Source organism: Niabella agricola, assembly GCF_021538615.1.
GTDB lineage: Bacteria > Bacteroidota > Bacteroidia > Chitinophagales > Chitinophagaceae > Niabella > Niabella agricola.
Genome location: NZ_JAJHIZ010000003.1, coordinates 948780 through 969077, shown reverse-complemented (window position 1 = coordinate 969077; position 20298 = coordinate 948780). Strand labels below are relative to the sequence as shown.

At 46.9% G+C, this 20298-nt stretch carries 14 protein-coding genes and 1 pseudogene; 11 read left to right on the top strand and 4 right to left on the bottom strand.

Going from position 1 to position 20298, the window contains the following annotated elements; translation table 11 throughout:
• Positions 1 to 169: 169 nt before the first annotated feature.
• From LL912_RS26210 to LL912_RS09425, 3 genes and pseudogenes are all read left to right on the top strand, one after another.
• Positions 170 to 415 (top strand): annotated as a pseudogene (locus LL912_RS26210) (sigma-70 factor domain-containing protein); the annotation flags it as partial.
• 104 nt (positions 416 to 519) lie between these two features.
• Positions 520 to 1026: a sigma-70 family RNA polymerase sigma factor gene (locus LL912_RS26205; protein WP_235553335.1), complete on the top strand. Its 507-nt coding sequence runs from the start codon at positions 520 to 522 to the stop codon at positions 1024 to 1026.
• 230 nt (positions 1027 to 1256) lie between these two features.
• Positions 1257 to 2159 carry an SDR family oxidoreductase gene (locus LL912_RS09425; RefSeq protein WP_235553334.1) on the top strand — a complete coding sequence of 301 codons (903 nt, stop codon included), beginning with the start codon at positions 1257 to 1259 and terminating at the stop codon, positions 2157 to 2159.
• Here the strand turns inward: LL912_RS09425 and LL912_RS09420 are convergent.
• The 3 genes from LL912_RS09420 to LL912_RS09410 are packed head-to-tail and all read right to left on the bottom strand — an operon-like array spanning position 2156 to position 5181.
• Positions 2156 to 2749 carry a DUF1684 domain-containing protein gene (locus LL912_RS09420; RefSeq protein WP_235553333.1) on the bottom strand — a complete coding sequence of 198 codons (594 nt, stop codon included), beginning with the start codon at positions 2747 to 2749 and terminating at the stop codon, positions 2156 to 2158. The two genes, LL912_RS09425 and LL912_RS09420, sit on opposite strands and share 4 nt — an antisense overlap.
• An 11-nt stretch (positions 2750 to 2760) precedes the next feature.
• Positions 2761 to 3690, bottom strand: coding sequence for a citrulline utilization hydrolase CtlX (gene ctlX, locus LL912_RS09415; RefSeq protein ID WP_235553332.1), 930 nt, complete (start codon positions 3688 to 3690; stop codon positions 2761 to 2763).
• Between the two features lie 60 nt (positions 3691 to 3750).
• Positions 3751 to 5181, bottom strand: a complete 1431-nt coding sequence (locus tag LL912_RS09410) for an arginine deiminase family protein (RefSeq protein WP_235553331.1) — start codon at positions 5179 to 5181, stop codon at positions 3751 to 3753.
• Positions 5182 to 5276: 95 nt separating this feature from the next.
• Between LL912_RS09410 and LL912_RS09405 the strand changes: the two genes are divergently transcribed.
• The 8 genes from LL912_RS09405 (at position 5277) to LL912_RS09370 (ending at position 17115) form a co-directional block, all read left to right on the top strand.
• Positions 5277 to 6161 carry a DMT family transporter gene (locus LL912_RS09405; protein WP_235553330.1) on the top strand — a complete coding sequence of 295 codons (885 nt, stop codon included), beginning with the start codon at positions 5277 to 5279 and terminating at the stop codon, positions 6159 to 6161.
• Between the two features lie 150 nt (positions 6162 to 6311).
• Positions 6312 to 7190 carry a PPK2 family polyphosphate kinase gene (locus tag LL912_RS09400; RefSeq protein ID WP_235553329.1) on the top strand — a complete coding sequence of 293 codons (879 nt, stop codon included), beginning with the start codon at positions 6312 to 6314 and terminating at the stop codon, positions 7188 to 7190.
• 161 nt (positions 7191 to 7351) lie between these two features.
• Positions 7352 to 8365, top strand: coding sequence for a c-type cytochrome (locus tag LL912_RS09395; RefSeq protein WP_235553328.1), 1014 nt, complete (start codon positions 7352 to 7354; stop codon positions 8363 to 8365).
• Positions 8366 to 8387: 22 nt separating this feature from the next.
• The gene (locus LL912_RS09390; protein ID WP_235553327.1) at positions 8388 to 8852 is read left to right on the top strand and encodes a DsrE family protein; all 465 of its coding nucleotides are present in this window, start codon (positions 8388 to 8390) and stop codon (positions 8850 to 8852) included.
• A gap of 129 nt (positions 8853 to 8981) precedes the next feature.
• Positions 8982 to 9896: a molybdate ABC transporter substrate-binding protein gene (locus LL912_RS09385; RefSeq protein WP_235553326.1), complete on the top strand. Its 915-nt coding sequence runs from the start codon at positions 8982 to 8984 to the stop codon at positions 9894 to 9896.
• Between the two features lie 294 nt (positions 9897 to 10190).
• The gene (locus LL912_RS09380; RefSeq protein ID WP_235553325.1) at positions 10191 to 11933 is read left to right on the top strand and encodes a hypothetical protein; all 1743 of its coding nucleotides are present in this window, start codon (positions 10191 to 10193) and stop codon (positions 11931 to 11933) included.
• Positions 11934 to 12107: 174 nt separating this feature from the next.
• The gene (locus tag LL912_RS09375) at positions 12108 to 15338 is read left to right on the top strand and encodes a glycosyl hydrolase (RefSeq protein ID WP_235553324.1); all 3231 of its coding nucleotides are present in this window, start codon (positions 12108 to 12110) and stop codon (positions 15336 to 15338) included.
• Positions 15339 to 15381: 43 nt separating this feature from the next.
• Positions 15382 to 17115 (top strand): alpha-L-rhamnosidase-related protein, encoded by a 1734-nt coding sequence (locus tag LL912_RS09370; RefSeq protein ID WP_235553323.1) that lies wholly within the window; start codon positions 15382 to 15384, stop codon positions 17113 to 17115.
• Between the two features lie 116 nt (positions 17116 to 17231).
• Here the strand turns inward: LL912_RS09370 and LL912_RS09365 are convergent, their stop codons facing one another.
• Positions 17232 to 20279, bottom strand: coding sequence for a sensor histidine kinase (locus LL912_RS09365; RefSeq protein ID WP_235553322.1), 3048 nt, complete (start codon positions 20277 to 20279; stop codon positions 17232 to 17234).
• Positions 20280 to 20298: the final 19 nt, after the last annotated feature.

Genomic DNA, 20298 nt, shown 5'->3' with positions numbered 1-20298 from the left:
AATTGTAACTAACTTTCTAAAAAACTGTTATATTACAAGGAAGTTTCGGGGAACCGAATGGTTTTTCGCAAATTCTGTTGTATCTTTGAATGTTTTTAAAAAACTGTTAATATTGTTCTATCGGAAATCCGGCCCTCTCAGGGGACGGTTCTTATAATTTAATTCTATTATGCGCCAGCTAAAAATTGCTACACAAATTACTAACCGTGACTCTCAGGCGGTGGAAAAATATCTCCAGGAGATTTCAAAAATCTCCATGATCACGCCCGAAGAAGAAACAACACTGGCCCAGAAGATCAAAATGGGCGATCAGCGTGCGCTGGATAAGCTGGTTCAGGCGAACCTGCGTTTTGTAGTGTCCGTGGCAAAGCAATATCAGCACCAGGGCCTTTCCCTGAGCGACCTGATTAACGAAGGAAACCTGGGATTGATTAAGGCTGCGCAGCGTTTCGACGAAACCAAGGGTTTAAATTTATCTCCTATGCAGTTTGGTGGATCCGTCAGTCCATCCTGCAGGCGTTGGCCGAGCAGGGCCGGCTGGTGCGTTTACCTCAGAACAAGATCGGTACCTATAACAAGGCCAATAAGGCGTATATGGCATTTGAGCAGGAGCACGAGCGGGAACCTTCTACCGAAGAGCTTTCTGAATTGCTGGAAATGAGTGAGACCGAAATCAATAATATCTTCCAGAGCAATACCCGTCACACGTCATTAGATGCTCCGGTACACGAAGCAGAGGATGTGGCCATGGGTGATCTGCTGGAAGGAGGCTCAGATACCGATGATGATGTAATGAAGGATTCGCTGCGCAATGAGATCCGTCGTGTATTAAAATCCCTTTCTCCGAGAGAAGCTGAAATTGTTAATGCCTATTTCGGACTGGATGGTGAAAACGGTGTTACCATTGAGCAAATTGGTCAGAAATATGACCTGACCAAGGAGCGCATCCGTCAAATAAAGGAACGCGCTATTAAAAGATTACAAAAAGCACGGTATAGCAGTGCGCTGAAATCCTACCTGGGATAAGCAGCATACAATAACAAAGAGATAAAAGCTCCGGGATGCCGGGGCTTTTTTTGTTTAAGTGCATGTTCTATGTTCCAGGTTAAAGTTTCAGGTTAGATTCGTTTCATACTCGATGGCCTGGACACGACACTAAACGCTGATTGCTGACAGCTCAAGTCTCAAATCCCGGATTTCAATTCTCAAATCCCAATCAAGGTTGTATTTCCATTTTATGTTGCTATTATTGTATTATGAAAATCTTGGTAACAGGTTCCAATGGTCTGGTAGGTAGCTATGTGGTAAAACAATTACTGGAGGAGGGGCATCAGGTGTTTGCGTCTTCCAGAACGCCGGATCTTTCGGCCTTTAGCGAACATCCCGGCTACCGGTTTGTTCAGCTGGATTTTACGGACCCGTATATGCTGGATGCCGTTTTTGAAGCGATAAAGCCGGAAGTGGTGGTGCACAGCGGAGCCATGAGTAAACCAGACGATTGTGAGCAAAACCAGTCGGAAGCTTATACTATAAACACCGCAGGAACCCTGCAATTGCTGTTGAACGCCGCCGACTATAAAAGTTTTTTTATTTTCCTTTCCACCGATTTTATTTTTAACGGGAAGCAGGGTATGCACCGCGAGGATGATCCGGCAGACCCGATCAGTTATTACGGGTGTACCAAGCTGGAAGCAGAAGAAGCCGTAAAAACCTATGCGTACGAATGGGCCATTGTGCGCACGGTATTTGTTTACGGAAAGCCGCTGTATGGCCGGGATTGCTTTATTACGATGATCGCAAAAAAGCTCCGGAATCATGAGGCCTATGCTGTTACAGATGACCAGGAACGTACACCTACCTATGCGCCCGACCTGGCCAAAGGCATTGCAGCAATCATTGAGAAAAAGGCTACCGGTGTATTTCATCTTTGCGGGAAAGAAATCTGTTCCCCGTTTCAGATGGCGATGGAGACGGCAGATTTTTTGGGGATCCGTTCGCATCAGCTGAAACCCGTACACACGGCCGACCTGCCGGCGCTGGCACAACGTCCGCTAAAAAGCGGATTGGATATATCTAAGGCGCAGCAGCAACTGGACTATGCGCCATTGTCGTTGCGGGAGGGAGTACGCCGGACGCTGGAAGGCACTGCGGGCGTTTAATGTGCCCGGGCAAATTGTTTTTCGCCAGCATTGACCGCAATCTTTAAATGATTTTCCCGGGGCGGAATGGGACAGCTGTAACCAGTGCTTACATAAGCGCAATAAGGGTTATAAGCCTTGTTAAAATCCAGCACTATTGCATCGTTTTTGATATCGGTTGTTTTCAGATCCAGGTAACGGCCGGTTTCATAACTTTCTTTGCCATTGGTGGCGTCTTTAAACGGCAGAAACAGGTAGTCGTAATATTCTTCTTTCTGCAGAAGAAACTGCGACTGGTAAACGGCCAGTTTCTGCGGGCTCCCGTTCAGCGTAAACAGCAGCCATCCGTAAACGCGGTATTGTTTGGGTTTGCCGCTGGAAGTGGGAACAGGAAACCAATCGCCCCTGGCTTCTTTTTGAAAACGAGCGGTCACCCGGTAACGTTCATCTACCGGAAAAAAACGGAAGTATTGTTTGTCGGCGCCCGTAACCACCTGGTGGTTCTTTACGTAATCCGCTATAAAATGATCGACGCTGTCTTTGTAGAGATCCTGCGCATTGGCGGCAATGGTTGTGAATAATACCGCGAGATAAAGAAATACTTGTTTCATAGATGTGTTTTTTAATGAGCATGCGGTGCCGGTTGCCGGGGTAAAAATATTTCGGCGATCATACAACGGGCACTGCCGCCTCCGTTCTGCTCAATGGTGGTCAGCGGCGTATGCAAAATAGGGTTATAGGTTTCCAGTTGTTGCTTTTGTGTTTCAGAAAGGGATTGGTATGCGGCAGAAGACATCACCAGGAACCGCTGACCTTCCGTATTTCTTACCTGCAGGGCATTGCCGGCAAAATGCTCCATTTGTTCCAGGCTGATCCGTACAATTTCCTTACCGGTTTCCTTCAGCGCCTGTAATACCTGTGTCCGCTCGGTTTTGTCGGTAATCGCATCTGCAGCAATGATCGCATAATCTTCTGCCACGCTCATCATTACATTGGTATGGTAGATTGGGGTGCCGTTACCATCTGTTGCATGAAAGATCACCGGCGTAAAATCGAGCACACCGCAAAAATCAAGTAAGACCTGTTCATCCGTACGGGGCGAGAGACAGGCATAAGCCTTCTGATGCACACGGTCCAGTACCATACTACCTGTGCCCTCCAGGAAGCGATGCTCTTTTTCATAGCCGGTAAGATCTACCCTCGAATAAATAATGAACTGTTCTGTTAACTGATGAATGATGCCCTTGGTCCGCTCTGTTCTCCGGTTGGCGGCAAACATCGGGTAAAGGACGATTTGCCCGTCGCTATGCATGGAGATCCAGTTATTGGGAAAAACCGAATCCGGTGTATAAGGCTGGGGCTGGTCCTGTATCACGTGTACGTCAACCTGGTGACGGCTGAGAAGGGTCGCCAGCTGGTCAAACTCTTGCTGGGCCTTTTCATTTACATCCCAGTCGTCGGTGGCTTTTTGAAAAGCGTTATTTACGGCCGTTTCGGCATTAAAGCCAAAGGCAATGGGCCGGATCATCAATAAGTGGGAGGTTGTTTGCATATTAAAAAATATTTTAAGATCGCAGCTGCGATCACATAGCGGGCGCTTTGCGTTGCATGCCTAAATCGTATCGCGCAACAGGGGCATGCTCATACAATGAAAGCCGCCGCGGGCTCTGGAAAGTTCCGCCGAAGGAATAGTTATAAATGTATTTTTCAGCGTTGCTGGATCTACTGCTCCGCTTTCCAGTTGCGGAAGCAGTGTCTTAATGTCTACAATGGCAAAACCCTCATCCCGGAAGGCTTCCAGTGTTTTATCATTCCGGTCATAGCCCACCACTACACCATCTTTCAGGGCCAGCAGGTTACAGCTGTCGGTCCATTGCTCACGGAGATCAAAAGGGAACTCGTCGTTACCGGAGTGAATGATCGTCACCTTTCCCCTTACTTTCAGGTCTTTTTTGCTGATATCTACCAGCAGGTCTTCCAGGTGGGCAAAACGCACCGGCTTTGAAATATTATTCTTGTGGAACTGGATAATGGAAACAGCTGTTTCCGGTTTCTGATCCTCAATGGCCCTTAAGATCAGGTCGCTCATTTCTTTTTTAGCCTGTTTTTTTGAAAAGGCACCCAGCATTACCCAGGTGTCTTTTTTTACCTGTGTAAAGATCGTGTCGATATGCATATACTCCCGTTTCTGGGGGATCTGCACCAGGGTTACTTTGCTTACAATATTCTTTTTAAAAAGTGTGGTAGCTACCTGGTGGGCCGCGGCCATACTGGTACGTTCGCTGATACCGATCACTACATGCTCACTGCTCACCACCATTACATCGCCGCCTTCCAGTGTCACATTGTATTCATCGGCATCTACGGGCAGCAGGAAATGATAAGGACTGTCTGAAAGCTCAATGATTTTGTTCCGGTAATCTTTAAAAAGCGGATGGTTGAAGAAAATATATTTCATCAGCAGCGCCTCGCGCAGGCGTGCCTTTTTGGCTGGCTTATTTAAAAGGATATGATCCTTTATCACAATACCGATATCCCGGGTGAAAATGAAATTCGGCACGGGCGGAAACAGCATTTCCAGGTTGGAGCCGGTACCGCTGATAAAGATCCGGGCCAACTCCTCCGGTTTTTGTGTCAGCAGCATTTCCTGCGTCTGGTAGGAGCAATTCTCAATGGCGCAAACCGAAGCCACCAGTTTTTGCCGGATCGCGGCGTTGCGGAGTATCTCCGCCAGCAGTACCTCGATCTCGATCACATTTTTTGAGTGATGGAAGCCCGCACTACCTGGTTTAAAAAAGCGGTAATCATTTTTTGGATCGTCTATCGATTTTAAGCGCCCCTTTATCAGCATGGGGTCCAGGAAATACAATAATAGTTTTGTATAATAATCATATTCCTTACGCCGGATCGTATCCAGGTGCACAATGTCTTCAAATAACCAGTCCTGCGCTTTCGAGGGAATCACTTTTCCGATGCCGCTGTCGGGGCTGTGTACCAGTAATTTTTTTAATAAACCAATTTCCGATGTTACATTTATTTGCATATAAGGTTATTGAAACGCTAACGTCTGTTATTAACAAAAATAAGGCAATGAATGTTTGTGATCAAAGTTCTGTAATTTAATTAGCTTGCAGGCGGATGAGGAAAGCGTTTTTACAATTGCATATTGCAGTACTGCTGGCGGGTTTTACGGGTATTTTGGGCGAGTTGATTACTCTCAACGAAGGATTGCTGGTATGGTACCGGCTGATGATTGCGGCGGTAACGTTATGGGTACTGATGTGGGCCACCGGTAAATTGCAGCGACTATCCGTCAAAGAGGCGCTGAAGATCTGCGGTATCGGTTTTTTGTCGGCTCTGCACTGGGTGTTTTTTTACGCCTCCATTAAGTATGGGAATGTTTCCATCGGGCTGGTCTGTCTTTCGGCCGTTGGTTTTTTCTCCGCCATTCTCGAGCCCCTTTTCAACCGGGAGCCTATTAAGAAAACCGAACTGATACTGGGACTTTGTTCTGTTTTTGGAATTTATCTTATTTTCCATTTTGATGCGCAATACAAGCTGGGGATCATATTGGGATTTATTTCCTCTTTTTTTGCAGCCCTTTTTCCGATCCTGCTCAAATCTTCCATGAAGCGCACCAACATGCAAACGGTGCTTACCTGGCAGATGACCGGCGGGTTCATCACGCTTTCCCTGGTGATGCCGTTGTATTTACACCTGTTTCCCGTGACTACCTTGTTGCCATCACTGCCCGATTTTTTATGGCTGCTGGTGCTGGCCTGGCTTTGTTCGGTTGTGGCGTTCCAGTTTTCTATGAGCGCACTCAAAAAGCTTTCGGCTTTTACGGTAAGCTTGTCCTACAACCTGGAGCCATTGTATGGGATTCTGATGGCGTTCATCATCCTTAAAGAAAATAAAGCGCTGAACAGCGGGTTTTACCTCGGTTTTACGATCATCAGCCTTACATTGATCCTGCATGCGGTGATCCTGAAGCGGAATAACCGGCGGAAAGATTTGGTTTGATATTCCAGGTTCAAGTTTCGCGTTGGGTCCGTTTTACGCTTCATGATGATCGGCTAAATGCTGAAAGCTAAAAGCTGAACGCCTGTTCCCTGTTAAAATTTGTATTTAGAATTTCGATTGTCGTATCTTCCCGTATTCAAAGAAATGCATATGAAAACAGGCTTCGCAAAACAATTCAGCGTGTCGGACAATTTTAAACTGGCCGATCACCCTACCGATATTTCCCATAAGATCAACGCGGCCGATGCAAAAGATGCATTGAAAGAAATCCGCAAAGAGCTGAGTGCCTTCCAGGAAAAACTGTACGCCCACAACCGGTACAGTGTATTGGTATGTTTACAGGGAATGGATACTGCAGGTAAAGACAGCCTGATCCGGCAGGTGTTTAAGGCGTTCAATGTAAGAGGGGTGGTGGTAAACAGTTTTAAAACCCCTTCGGTACTGGAATTGCAGCACGACTATCTGTGGCGCCATGTCATAGCATTGCCGGAAAAGGGAAAGTTTGGCGTATTTAACCGGACTCATTATGAAAATGTACTGGTTACAAGGGTGCATCCGGAATATTTGCTCAAGGAAAATATGCCGGGAATCGAGGCGGTAAAAGATCTTCCCAAGGATTTCTGGAAGAAGCGCTTCGAACAGATCAATCATTTTGAGGAGCAGCTGATCGGTAATGGCACCATCCTGTTTAAATTCTTCCTTCATCTCAGCAAGGAAGAACAAAAGGCGCGGCTTCTGCGACGACTGGAAAAGGAAAAGCATCAGTGGAAATTTTCCCCGGGTGACCTTGCAGAGCGGGAACTGTGGAACCGGTATATGGGCTGCTATGAAGATGCCATCCGGCATACAAGCCCGGCAAAAGCGCCCTGGTATGCGATTCCCGCGGACGACAAAGATATCTGCCGCTATCTTGTAGCTTCGATTCTTTTGGAACGCCTGAAAACCTATCAAGAAATCCGGTATCCCGAACCGGGGCCTGAAGTAACCGAACATGTACAGCAATACCGGACGCAGCTGGAGCAGCAATAACCTAAAAATTCGGTTAATAAACGGCGCTCCCCTGGTTCTATAATATCCTATCGGAATAGTAGATTGATGCAGCTATAACTTTAAGTTATGGCCGATTGTCTTTATTCATTTCTGCCTTTTTGTGTGGCTGCTTAGTTTTGTTTCATAAAACAAGGCAGTACATGAAAGCGTTTTGGATACCGGCAGCGATATTTCTGGCAATGATCATAACATTGTTTGCAGAAGACGGGTGCGCCGGAAAAGCGAATGAGGCGGCGCCTTTGCAGCCAGAGGCTGCGGCAAAGCGTCCGGAGGGCGGCGTGTGGACGGGCTGGAATCATTACCAGATCCCGGATTACACAGAAGCGGGGCGGGAAATTCAATATGGTTATGAACTGATCGCCAACACGGCGCATTATCTGGGACCAAAAGGGACCGTTGCCGCATTAACCAATGGTATGAATTGTCAGAACTGTCATCTTAAAGGCGGTACCGTGCCTTATGGAAATAATTTTGGAAAAGTGTTTGCAACCTATCCGTTGTACCGGGCACGCAATAACGGTGTTCAGGATATTTACGAGCGGGTGAATGATTGTTTTCAGCGGAGTTTGAACGGAGAAAAGCTGGATACAGCTTCCCGCGAAATGCGGGCGATCTATGCCTATATTCAATGGGTTGGGGAGGAGGTGCCCAAAGGCAAAGTATTGCCCGGTACTTCCATTATGAAACTACCGTACATGAACCGGGCGGCTGATCCCCGGCGAGGGGAGTCTGTATACCAGATAAAATGCGTAAGTTGTCATGGAGCAGATGGGAGCGGAACCCTAAACCCGGAAGGCACCGGTTACCTGTATCCGCCTTTATGGGGGGATCATAGTTTTAATGACGGGGCCGGGTTGTTCCGGCTGAGCCGCATGGCTGGCTTTATAAAAAACAATATGCCATGGGGAACTACCTACCGCAATCCGCAGCTTACGGATGAGGAGGCCTGGGATATTGCAGCGTATATCAATAGCCATGCGCGCCCCCGGTTTGATCAGCATGAAGACTGGCAGATCCTAAGTAAAAAGCCGCTGGATGCGCCTTACGGCCCTTATGTCGACAGCTTTTCTGAACAGCAGCACAAATACGGTCCCTATGGTCCGATCGAGATCGCACAGGCGGCTGTAAAAAAACAGATAGGGCAAACTAAATGAGCGTAGAATAAAAATTAAAAATATGAAGCAGATTTTAATGGTCGTTGGCGGCCTGTTACTAACCGTAATGGTGGAGGCGCAGCAACTGACAAGAGCAGAGGAGCAGAACCGGAACTTTACCGGTGCGGTGGCCGTAGAAAAGCAATACCGGGTCATTTATCAGATGGATAACGGAGATCCGAAGATCATCGAAAAGGTAATCCGGAACCTGAACAATGCTTTAAACGATCCCCGGTTGAAAGGAAAACTAAAGGCCGAACTGGTGGCATTCAGCGGAGGAACAGATGCCTTCCTGAAGGGGGGGAAATATGAAGAAGCACTGAAAAGCCTGGTAGAAAAGGGCGTGATCGTGGCCCAGTGCGCCAATACCCTTCACGAACGGAATATAGAGCGGGGAAAGATCTACGATTTTATCGGTATTGTACCCAGCGGCAACGGTGAACTGATCCTGCGTCAGGCCGAAGGCTGGTCTGTGATCAAGCCCTGACGGAAGGATGGGGATTGAAACTCTTTAAAACCGGGTACAGCTACCTGGTAGCGGAAACCATTGCTTTATTGCTGTGCAAGGAAACCTGAAGCGCGGACGGTACCTCGCTATTTTACTAAACAATTACCAATGAAAAAAAAATGGATCATGATGCTGGCAGCCTGCCAGCTGTTTATAGAAGCTGCAGTGGCGCAGGAACATCGTTTTGACCCACCCTGGAATACACCACCCCCGAGTGGGGTTATGTTTACTGTACCCGGTGTGGATAATGTACCGGATCTGTTTGGAGATATTCATGACCCGCAGCTGGTTGTATTTTTTGCGGGCAACCAGTTTATGTGTATCGATGAATTGATTGCGGCATTTAAGAAGGCGTATCCCCGTTACACACGGGTTTTTGCAGAAACACTGCCGCCCGGTATCCTGGCAAAACAGATTGAAACCGGCTCTTTAACCATGGGTAACCTGCGTATTACCCTGAAGCCGGATGTATACACGGCCGGTAAAAGCCGGATCGATATAATGACACCCTTGTTCAGCGATACCGCAGCCTATGCGTATAATAAACTGGCCATTATGGTACAGAAAGGAAACCCGAAAAACATAAAAGGACTGAAAGACCTGGGAAGAAAGGATGTGCAGGTCGTGATGCCCAACCCGGAGTTTGAAGGAATCGGCAAGCGGATAGAGGCGGCCTATGTAAAGGCCGGCGGCGAGGCGCTAAAACAGGTAATTATGGAGAATAAAGTAAAGGACGGCAGCACCTGGCTCACCCAGATCCATCACCGGCAAACGCCCATGCAGATCCTTTATCAGAAAAGTGACGCAGGGCCGGTTTGGTATTCTGAAGCCTATTACCAAACCTTGTTACAGCATCCGGTAGAGCTGATTCCCATCCCGGACGAGGAAAATATCCAGGCAACCTATATGGCGGGCCGGCTGAAGACAGCGCCGCATCCGCAGGCAGCAAAAGACTTTATGCAGTTCCTGCAAAGTGCAGCAGCAAAAAGGATTTATAAGAAATACGGGTTTACCACTCCCTGAACAACCCGCTAACAAACATACCACACAAGTTGTAACAGCGTAAAGACGTTGGGTACAGCTGCTCCTGCAGGTAAGTACAGGACAGTTATATCCCGCAAGTTTTATTTATTCGTGCATCCTGCAGCTTTAATCAAGTGTTTGCCATTCCCGTTGTGTGCAGGGTTCTTTCTAATCAGCAGGAATGCTTTGATCGTGTGCTCAACCGCGGCGTATACTTCAGTCGTTTATTAACCGATTGCTTACTGGAGTACCCTCGATCTGCGCGACGGAGCGTAACTGAAAAAATGAATACCGGTGATACGACTGTTTATTTGTATTGGTTTTTTATGTTGTTGGGGGACTACTTCCCGGTGCCAGGTTTTTAGCGGCGTGGATGATCTGGGACGTGTGTTGCCACAGCAGAACACCGTTGGTGAAGTCAATCACAAAAAGCAGGTTGGCCTGTTTTATTTCCTGTGGCAGGGCGACGTGCATTCACCTACCTCGGAGCGCGTTTGGGACTTAAGTGAAGTCTATTTGAAGACGCCCGATGTTTTCCAGGACTTTAATCATCCCGGCTGGGGTGGCGGTGCGGGCATTGCCGGGCGGTATTATTTCTGGGGCGCGCCTGTGTATGGATACTACAGGGGCGATGATTATTGGGTGCAGTTGAAAAATATACAACTATTAACCGATGCCGGTGTCGATTTTTTAGTGATTGACGCCACCAACCGGCTGATTTATCCAACACAATCAGCGGCGCTCTTTAAGGCAATAGAGGCCGTTCGTTTACAGGGGAAAAAGCCTCCAAAAGTAGTGTATTATACAAATACCGCATCCGGTGCTGCAATGCAGGAAATTTTCGATACTTATTATAAAGAGGGCGCGCGGTACCGTTATCCGAACTGTTGGTTTTATCTTGACGGGAAACCATTGATCATCGGATTATCTGCAGAAGCAAAGGGGAAAGATTATGAACATTTTTTTACCTTCCGTGAGTCGCAGTGGCCAAATGAGGCCAAGAAGGCAAATGGCTGGCCCTGGATTGAGTTTCAGCGTCCCCAACAGGTTTATTATAATCAAAAAGGACAAAAAGAAATCATTAATGTTTCCACCGCACAACATCCCAACCTGGATGCATCCATGGGTGGTTCTGCTTTTTATGGCGCTTCCGGCAACTGGGGCCGCAGTTACCGGAAGGGTACCCCCGGTAACCCAGAGCAGGACTTACACTATGGGTACAATATACAGGAACAGTGGGATTTTGCAATCAGCCAGGATGTGCCGTTTGTATTTGTTACAGGATGGAATGAATGGATTGCCGGTAAATGGAAACGGCAATCCGGAAATAAAAACCAGGCATTGTTTGTAGATCAGGCCAGTCCTGAATACAGCAGAGATATCGAACCTTCACTAACGGCCGGGTTGCGCGACCACTATTACATGCAGCTGGTGGCAAATATCCGGAGGTATAAAGGATCACCCGGTATTCCGCCGGTATTCAAAAAAGAAGTGATCCGCAACTGGAACGATTGGGAGACCGTACCGGTGGTGTACGAAGATTATACGGGGGATACACTGCATCGTTCCCACCCGGGGGCACAAACAGAACCTGCGGTTATTTATACAAATACAACCGGAAGAAATGATTTAAAAACGGTAAAGGTTGCAGCCGGAAAGGAACGGCTTTATTTTTATATAAGTACCATGAACCCATTAACAACTGTTTCGGGTGAGAACTGGATGACGCTTTGGTTGAACACCGATCAGTCCTATACATCGGGCTGGTTGGGATATGATTACCGGGTCATTGCCGGAAATCAGTTGCAGCGGTTCATCAATCAAACATGGAAAACAATAGCTACGGTAAGCTTCACCATGCGGGAGCACCAGTTGATGACAGAGATCCCTTATGCCCTGATTGGCATTCCTGGTAAAGATGCCCTGCTGGAATTTAAATGGTCCGATAATATGCAGAAAGCAGATCCGTTGGATTGGTACACCAGCGGGGATGCAGCGCCCGGTGGCCGGATGAATCTGCTGCTACGTTTGAAGTAGCTGTTATTCATAAAGCAATAATGTATCTCAGGAATCGGAGCCGTTACCGGAACCGTTTAAGAGGTCGTTGCCGGTAAGCTGGCCATGGATGCGGTTGGTTTTTATGCAGGGAAGAGCAGGACGGTTGTCTGCTTTTAATGCGCTTTATTTGTAAGCGCCGGAAAAATATTCATTATGAGAGTTTGCCATTTATACCTGACGGGTTTTTGTTTTTTGCTGTTAGGCGCGTGCAGCATTACCAGAAAGAGCAGCGACTGGAATCGTATGGAACGCGTATTTACACATGCCCCGGATTCCATTCAAACCAGTGTGTACTGGTATTGGATATCCGACCATCTTTCAAAAGAGGGTGTTATCAAAGACCTACAGGCGATGAAAGCGGTGGGGATCAACCGGGCATTTATCGGAAATATTGGGTTAAACGACCTGCCGGGGAATGTTTATGGCAAAGTGAAAATCTTTACAGATGAATGGTGGGATATTTTGCATACGGCTTTAAAAACAGCAACCGAACTTAATATTGATATCGGGTTGTTTAATAGCCCGGGTTGGAGCCAGTCCGGAGGTCCCTGGGTGAAGCCGGCCCAGGCCATGCGCTATCTGGCAATCACAGACACCCTCGTGAAGGGGGGCGGCCGGTTTCAGGCAAAGTTAACGGCTCCGGATAAAGATTTTCAACCCGTGCATGTGCTGGCGTTTCGAGCTCCCAAAGACTATGGCTCAACCATTACAGCCCTGCATCCCCGGATAGAATCAAATCTGCAGGGGCCGGTGCTACAAAATCTCATCGACAACGATGTGAATACCGAGGTGGCCTTGGCGAAAGACAAGTTGAATGAACTGACCATTACTGCCGCCCAAACATTTACAGCAAGGAGCGTTACCCTGTATCCCGCCAAGCGCAATATGAGTTTTGATGTGGTACTGGAGGCAAAAAAGGGCAACCGGTTTGTGCCGGTAAAATCATTCCGGCTGGACCGGAGCAATAACAATCTGAATGTAGGATTTGAGCCATTTGCCCCAGTAACGGTTTCTTTTGAGGCCGTTGAAGCGAATGCCTATAAGATTTCAATAAAGAACGTGCACGGCGATGGAGGAATTGCTGAAGTGGAAATTGCTGCAACACCGCGGGTGGAACGATTTAAAGAAAAAACGCTGGTACGTATGCATCCCACACCACTTCCTTACTGGCACGATTATCAATGGGCGCCGCAGGCAGCGGTAAGGGATGCCGGCTATGTAATAAAGCCACAGGATGTACTGAATCTTACCAGTTATGTGGATCAGAGCGGTGTGCTTACATGGAATGTTCCGGAAGGGGCTTGGGTGATCTTAAATGCAGGAATGGTGCCTACCGGCGTAACAAATGGTCCGGCAAGTCCGGAAGGCGTAGGACTTGAAATTGATAAAATGAACCAGGAACATGTGCTGGCGCATTTTGATGCGTTCCTTGGTGAAATTTTAAGAAGAATACCGGAGCAGGATCGTAAATCCTTTAAAGTGGCCGTACAGGACAGTTATGAAACCGGTGGCCAAAACTGGACCGATGCATTTGCATCAAAATTCAAAAAAGTATACGGCTACGATCCCATACCTTTTACGCCCGTGTTTCATGGTTTTGTAATCGGTAGCCAGGAACAGTCGGACCGTTTTCTGTGGGATGTGCGCCGGCTGATTGCAGATATGGTGGCCTATGAGTATGTAGGGGGCCTGCGTGATATTAGTCATAAGCACGGCTTAACGATATGGCTGGAAAATTATGGGCATTGGGGATTTCCAGGGGAGTTTTTACAGTATGGCGGACAATCTGATGAAATTGGCGGGGAGTTTTGGAGCGAAGGAGAGCTGGGAAATATAGAGAACCGCGCCGCATCCTCTGCTGCGCATATTTATGGAAAAACAAAAGTATCGGCCGAATCATTTACAGCGGCCGGCAACACATTTGGCCGTTATCCGGCCATGTTTAAAGAGAGGGGCGACCGCTTCTTTGCAGAAGGGATCAATAATACCTTACTGCATGTATACATCCATCAGCCTTACGAAGGGAAGATGCCGGGGGTAAACGCCTGGTTTGGAAATGAGTTTAACCGCTACAATACCTGGTTCTATGATATGGGGGGCTTTATACGCTATATCAAAAGAAGCAACTACCTGTTGCAGCAGGGGCGCTATGTAGCAGATGTGGCTTATTTTATCGGAGAAGATGCGCCTAAAATGACCGGTGTGCAGGATCCGGCAATGCCAAGGGGCTACGCCTTTGATTATATAAATGCCGAAGTACTGCTAAACCGGGTTACTGTGAAGAACGGGCGCTTTACGCTTCCTGATGGACTTTCATACAAAATATTGGTGTTGCCAAAACTGGAGACCATCCGGCCCGAGGTGCTGCGCAAAATTGAAACATTGGTTAAAGAAGGCGGCGTGGTGTTGGGGCCACAACCGAAGCGCTCGCCCAGCTTGGCAAATTATGAAAAGGCCGATGAAGAAGTGCAGCGCATTGCGGCAGCCATGTGGAATGGGGTTGATGGTAAGGTTAAGACGGAAAATAAATACCAGAAAGGGATCGTACTGGACGGGCTGACACTGGGTGCAGTTATGGATCGTCTTTCGATGATTCCGGATGTGAAACTGAAACAGGAAGATCCTGTTGTATACCTGCATCGTACTTTAAAAGATGGCGAGCTCTACTTTATCGCCAACCAATCTGATAAAAAGATCCGTGTAGCACCCGCATTCCGTGTTTCCGGCAACGTGCCGGAGCTCTGGGATGGTGTAAAAGGAACGATGCGGCCATTGCCGGAATTTTCGGATAATGGTACGCAAACCACTGTGCCGCTGGAGCTGGACAGGTTCGAAAGCGCGTTTATAGTTTTCCGGAAATCCAGGCCTGCAAAAAGCAACGGGAACCGCAATTTTTCGGAACCTCAAAAAGTGATACCGGTCTCCGGAACCTGGGCGGTAACTTTTGAAAGCCCTGTTACAGGTAGTTTCGAGGTTAAAATGGATGCGCTGACAGACTGGTCTCAACACAAAGATTCAGCCATCCGATATTTTTCCGGTGCAGCTACTTATAAAATTGTCCTGCCTGAGTTAACGACAACAAAAGCGCAGCAGGTGTTGTTGAATCTGGGTGAACTGGTGGCCATCGGAACCGTTTCAATAAACGGGAAGGAAATAGGTAATTTATGGACGCCTCCTTATAAACTGGATATCACCGGTTATTTAACCAATGGTGAAAACACCTTGCAGGTGAAAGTGGTCAATACCTGGGTCAACCGTTTGATCGGAGATCTGCGACTGCCTAAGGAAAAACGAAGCACATGGTCTATCGTAAATCCTTACGATGGCAACAGTCCGTTACATAAAGCCGGGTTAACCGGACCGGTCACATTGGAGCTATATTAACTGGTAAATAAACAGGAATGCGGACAATCGTAAAATGGTAATAATGAAAAAAAGAATATTGTTTTTTGCTCTTTGGATATGTGGCTCTTTGCCATCGGGGATTGCTTTAGCCCAGCAGCCGGCAAACAGTAAACTGAAAAGTCCGTTAGTGCGGGAGTATGTATATCCAACGCGGATTGTTTGGCAGCAAGGCCAGGTTACAGGAACGGAACAGTTATTAAAGAAAGGCATCGGCCAGGCCAGTCTGAATAATTCCGATGTGATTGTGTTAAAAACAACCGAGAAAGGGCTGGCCAGCGTTTTGCTGGATTTTGGCAGAGAAATGAATGGGGCGCTGGAAATCATCACAGGCATGTGGCCTGCTCCCAATGGTCCAAGAAAAGTAAGGATTCGCTTTGGAGAATCAGTTAGCGAGGCAATGGCGGAACTGGGTGTGCATGGATCCACCAATGATCACGCGATCCGGGATTTTAACCTGATGCTGCCCTGGCTGGGAAAAGTACAAAGCGGGGAATCGGGTTTCCGTTTTGCAAGAATTGATTTGCTGGATGTAAATGCTGAAGCGCAATTGAAAGAAGTAAGGGTGATTTCCACCTACCGGGACATTCCTTACCTAGGTTCCTTTAAAAGCAGCAACGAACGGTTGAATAAGATCTGGGAAGTGGGCGCATATACGGTTCATCTGAATATGCAGGATTATCTGTGGGATGGGATCAAGCGCGACCGGTTGGTATGGGTGGGCGATCTGCATCCGGAAGTGTCTACCGTAAATACGGTTTTTGGTTATAATGAAGTGGTGCCCAGAAGCCTCGATCTGGCCCGTAACACCACACCGCTGCCCGGATGGATGAGTGGAATCAGTACCTATTCGATGTGGTGGATCATCATTCAGCATGACTGGTATATGCATCATGGCGACCTTCGGTACCTTAAGGAACAACAAGCTTATCTGAAGGGATTATTGCAACAGATTATGGGAAAGGTTGTGAATGGTAAAGAACAAATGGATGGGAACCGTTTCCTGGATTGGCCTTCCAGTAAGGATTCCGTTGCCATTCATGCCGGGTTACAGGCAATGACAATATGGAGCCTCGAGCGGGGAGGCGCATTATGTACTGTTCTAGGGGATATGGAAACCGCGAAACGATGCAGGGAAACCGTGACCGAAATGCGAAAGATCGTTCCACCGCATAATAATAGCAAACAGGCAGCTGCCCTGCTTTCCCTGGTAGGAATGATGGATGCCGGCAAGGCTTATTCGGCTGTCTTGTCTTTGGGCGGAGCAAAAGGCTTTTCTACCTTCTATGGATATTATATGCTGGAGGCAATGGCCAGGGCTGGAAAATACCAGGAAGCGATGGATCTTATTTCGGAGTATTGGGGGGGTATGCTGGATCTGGGCGCTACTACTTTTTGGGAAGATTTTGATATTGGCTGGATGAAAAATGCAGCCCGTATCGATGAGCTGGTGCCGGCCGGAAAAACAGATGTACATGCTGCGTATGGCGATTATTGCTATGTAGGTCATCGTCATAGTTTTTGTCATGGATGGGCGTCCGGTCCAACGGTATGGTTGTCGGAACATGTTTTGGGGTTGAAAGCTGTGGAACCGGGAGGGAAGGTATTCCGGTTGAAACCCAACCTGGGCGATCTTTCTTACGCAGAGGGAACTTTTCCAACTGCACTGGGTGTGATACGGGTAAAACACACAAAGGGTAAAACCGGCAAAGTGATCACTACGGTACAGGCGCCAAAAGGGATCCGTATTTTAAGATAAAAATGCAGGACGTTGTCCCGGATGCGGGGCTCCGTGATGATACATCAGCAGACTGCAAAAGGCGGACGGTAGGAATATCATAAATTCGTCGGCTGTAAAAACCACCCGGCCGGCTCCTAAACCCGCTCTGTACGGTCTTGCTTTAGTGTTATTGTAAAAATCGCTCCTTTGCCTTGTTCGGAGGTAACGGACAACGTTCCGTTAATCTTATCAAGCATTTCCAAAATGATAGCGCTTCCCATTCTGCCGTTTTTTACGGCTTTATCTCTATTCAGGAAATTTTCAATCTGGAACGCGTTGAGTCCCCTTCCTGTGTCGGAGATCTCTATTTGTAAACCTTCCGGTGCCGGTGCTGCTGCTATACTGATGGTGCCATTTTCCGTATTCTTGTTGGCGTTATCCACCAGGTTCCTTAGAATCAGTATCAATATATCTTTATCTGTATAGACCTGTATCGCTGTTTTGTGTATGGCAAATTTATTGTTATTGGTCTGCAGGATTTCCCGGAATAACGCCTCAATATCGCCGAAAAGTTGTTGCAGCGGAAAATAGGTCTTTTTTACATTGAAATGCTCCTGCTGACTTACCGCCCAGGAGAAAAACTGGTCGGTGAAGCGGCTTAATTCGCCAATTAATTGATTCAGGCCGATCACCTGGTTTAAATTATCCTCGTTGTTGCTTCCCCAATTCCTGATCAACGATTTTCCGGTAATTCTCATGGAAAATAACGGCGACCGGATATCATGTAATACTGTTGAAATGATCTGCTCTTTAACTTCATTACTCTTCTTTAGCGCTATTTCTGAATCCTCCAGCTGTTGTACGGCCGTAAGCAACTTCTCTGTCCGGAGTGCTACTACTTTTTCGATTTTCAATTTCTCTTTTTCCAGTTTGGCCAGGCGTCTTCTCAGGAATACATATCCCAGGCCAATAACCAGCAACACGATACCTACAAAGAACCAGCCTGTTTTATAGAAAAAGGGCGTAACGGTTATATGGATGGCAATATGGCCATTCGACGCATGGTCATCGCTTCCGGCCTTCCGGAACATTAATGTGTAGTCTCCGGCTGGCAATGTATTTATAGAAACAATCCCGGAAGAAGGAACCAAAATCCACGCTCCAGAACCTATTTTGTATTCCAGTTTCAGATCTTCCTTATTACCGAAAAAGGGACAAGCTATTTTAATATGCAGGGTCTGAAATACGGGTTTTAACCGGATCGGGCCATTGATGCTGTCCAGAGAAAGCTGCTGTCCGTCGATGCTTATTTCATCAATAAAAATTTTTTCCCGGGGAAAATCAGTTACAAGCCGGTTAGGATAAAATTTTATCAGGCCATCGATCGAAGGCAATACCAGCGTGCTGTCTTTTAGCCATTGAAAATTAGGATTTGCTCCGCCATTAAATTCATTCGTTCTTAATCCATTTCCTTTATTAAACGTAAACCAAAAAACAGAATTGGTTTTACCGGTTACGAAATCGGCCAATGCCTGAACGGGTACTTTATATAACCCGTTATTGGTAGGCAGCCAGAAATTCCCGTGATTGTCTTCTATAAACGCGTGAATGGAGCTAAACGCCCTCCTGGGACCAGGCGGTAGCGGATACAATGCATTATTTGTGTATAAAAAAGAACCTTTGCCATCCGTGCCAATCCATAGCCTGTTTTGTTTGTCCGGATAGACGGTCCGGATAGAAAGGGAATCAAGTACAGACCTGAAAATCGTATGAGTTTTAAGATCATACCATTTCAGCCCGGTAGCGGTTGCCAGCAGGTACATCCCGTTTTTTAACGGCACCAATGCCGTTGCTATGATGCCTGAAGGGAATTTTCTCTGGTAGATTAGTTTTCCTTCTGCCGTTGTTTTGTATAAAGAAGAATGTGTGCATAATAATAAGGTGCTATCTTCCTTAACCGGTATAATTACCATCAGGCGGTTATCAAGCTGGAGAAGGTTTCTGTCTATGATCCCGGTTCTCGAATGATACCGGGATAACTGATAGCCATTTTCAAAAAAAATCCTGTCCGCACTATCGGTGTAGGTTGCCCTGCTATCGCTGTTATACAACGGTACATACGAGGACGTATTATCGCGGTGCACGCGCGCGTTGTTTACAACGATGTCGTCTTCGGATGTCTTCGCGATGGTATAGTAGTTTTCCGGGCCTGATTTTTCGGGCATTTCAGGATAAATAAAATCCGACACTTTTATAGTGTACAACCCTTGTGTACCGGTTCCGATAAAATAAGTCTTGATATCCGGCCGGTAGGCGATGCAAAGCGGCATTTCCAGGTTTAAATTACTTAAAACACATTTGCTGTCTACTGCGCCATTCCTGTAAAAGAGTTCATAAAGATTTCCCCCGGCGTATATAAAAGCTCCCTGCTCGCACCATAAGGCTTTGAAATCGCCGTTAAGGAAGGGTTTATTGCGGGCAATTACTCCCTGAATACGTCCTGTATGATCCATGCCATTATTCCAGCATCTGGTCTGGTTGCCTGCCCATACCTGTAGGAAATAATGATCATTCAGTATTAAACTACCCAACGGTTCCATTTCGTTTGGCGTTAATTTCTTTATATGGTTTTTTTGGAAAAAATAAGCATCACTTCCCTGGAAAAAATAAATATCTCCGTTTCTCAATCCTCCCGACTTTTTTACAAGAGGAATTGTGGTACTACTATATATGCGCTGCCAAACACTATCGAATTTGAGATTTTTTGCAATGTAGCCGGTAGTAACAAAGCTAAGACTGTCGGTGCCAGCCAATTCGGGTATGTGCATATATATGGATGTGCTTCCCGCTATTTTAATATTTTGAAAATCAATAGTCTGCGCAAATATCGTTCCTGCCGTATCGGCTATCATGGCGACTATCCTTTCTCCTTTAAGGCCCTTTATAAGGTCACTTCCATACTGCCTGAAGTTGTTGTTGTCAAACCGGACAATGCCTGCTTCTGTAGCCAGCCAGCAGAATCCACTTTTATCGAATTGAATCGCTTTGACACTATTTTGGGGTAAGCCGTTTTCCGAGTTGTACTGTTTTATTACGTAATGATCTGCCTGTGGATATACCACGCTTTGAAAAAGGAAACATAAAAGAAGTAATCCGAATTTTATCGCTCCTTTCAAATAAAAGCGACAATAGTCATTAGCCATAGCATGTAGTAAAAGCCGG

Bases quoted from the DNA above. Each gene is read 5' to 3' on its own strand.
- LL912_RS09425 (WP_235553334.1), top strand. From the start codon at position 1,257: ATGAAAATCTTGGTAACAGGTTCCAATGGTCTGGTAGGTAGCTATGTG.
- LL912_RS09420 (WP_235553333.1), bottom strand. From the start codon at position 2,749: ATGAAACAAGTATTTCTTTATCTCGCGGTATTATTCACAACCATTGCC.
- ctlX (WP_235553332.1), bottom strand. From the start codon at position 3,690: ATGCAAACAACCTCCCACTTATTGATGATCCGGCCCATTGCCTTTGGC.
- LL912_RS09410 (WP_235553331.1), bottom strand. From the start codon at position 5,181: ATGCAAATAAATGTAACATCGGAAATTGGTTTATTAAAAAAATTACTG.
- LL912_RS09405 (WP_235553330.1), top strand. From the start codon at position 5,277: ATGAGGAAAGCGTTTTTACAATTGCATATTGCAGTACTGCTGGCGGGT.
- LL912_RS09400 (WP_235553329.1), top strand. From the start codon at position 6,312: ATGAAAACAGGCTTCGCAAAACAATTCAGCGTGTCGGACAATTTTAAA.
- LL912_RS09395 (WP_235553328.1), top strand. From the start codon at position 7,352: ATGAAAGCGTTTTGGATACCGGCAGCGATATTTCTGGCAATGATCATA.
- LL912_RS09390 (WP_235553327.1), top strand. From the start codon at position 8,388: ATGAAGCAGATTTTAATGGTCGTTGGCGGCCTGTTACTAACCGTAATG.
- LL912_RS09385 (WP_235553326.1), top strand. From the start codon at position 8,982: ATGAAAAAAAAATGGATCATGATGCTGGCAGCCTGCCAGCTGTTTATA.
- LL912_RS09375 (WP_235553324.1), top strand. From the start codon at position 12,108: ATGAGAGTTTGCCATTTATACCTGACGGGTTTTTGTTTTTTGCTGTTA.
- LL912_RS09370 (WP_235553323.1), top strand. From the start codon at position 15,382: ATGAAAAAAAGAATATTGTTTTTTGCTCTTTGGATATGTGGCTCTTTG.
- LL912_RS09365 (WP_235553322.1), bottom strand. From the start codon at position 20,279: ATGGCTAATGACTATTGTCGCTTTTATTTGAAAGGAGCGATAAAATTC.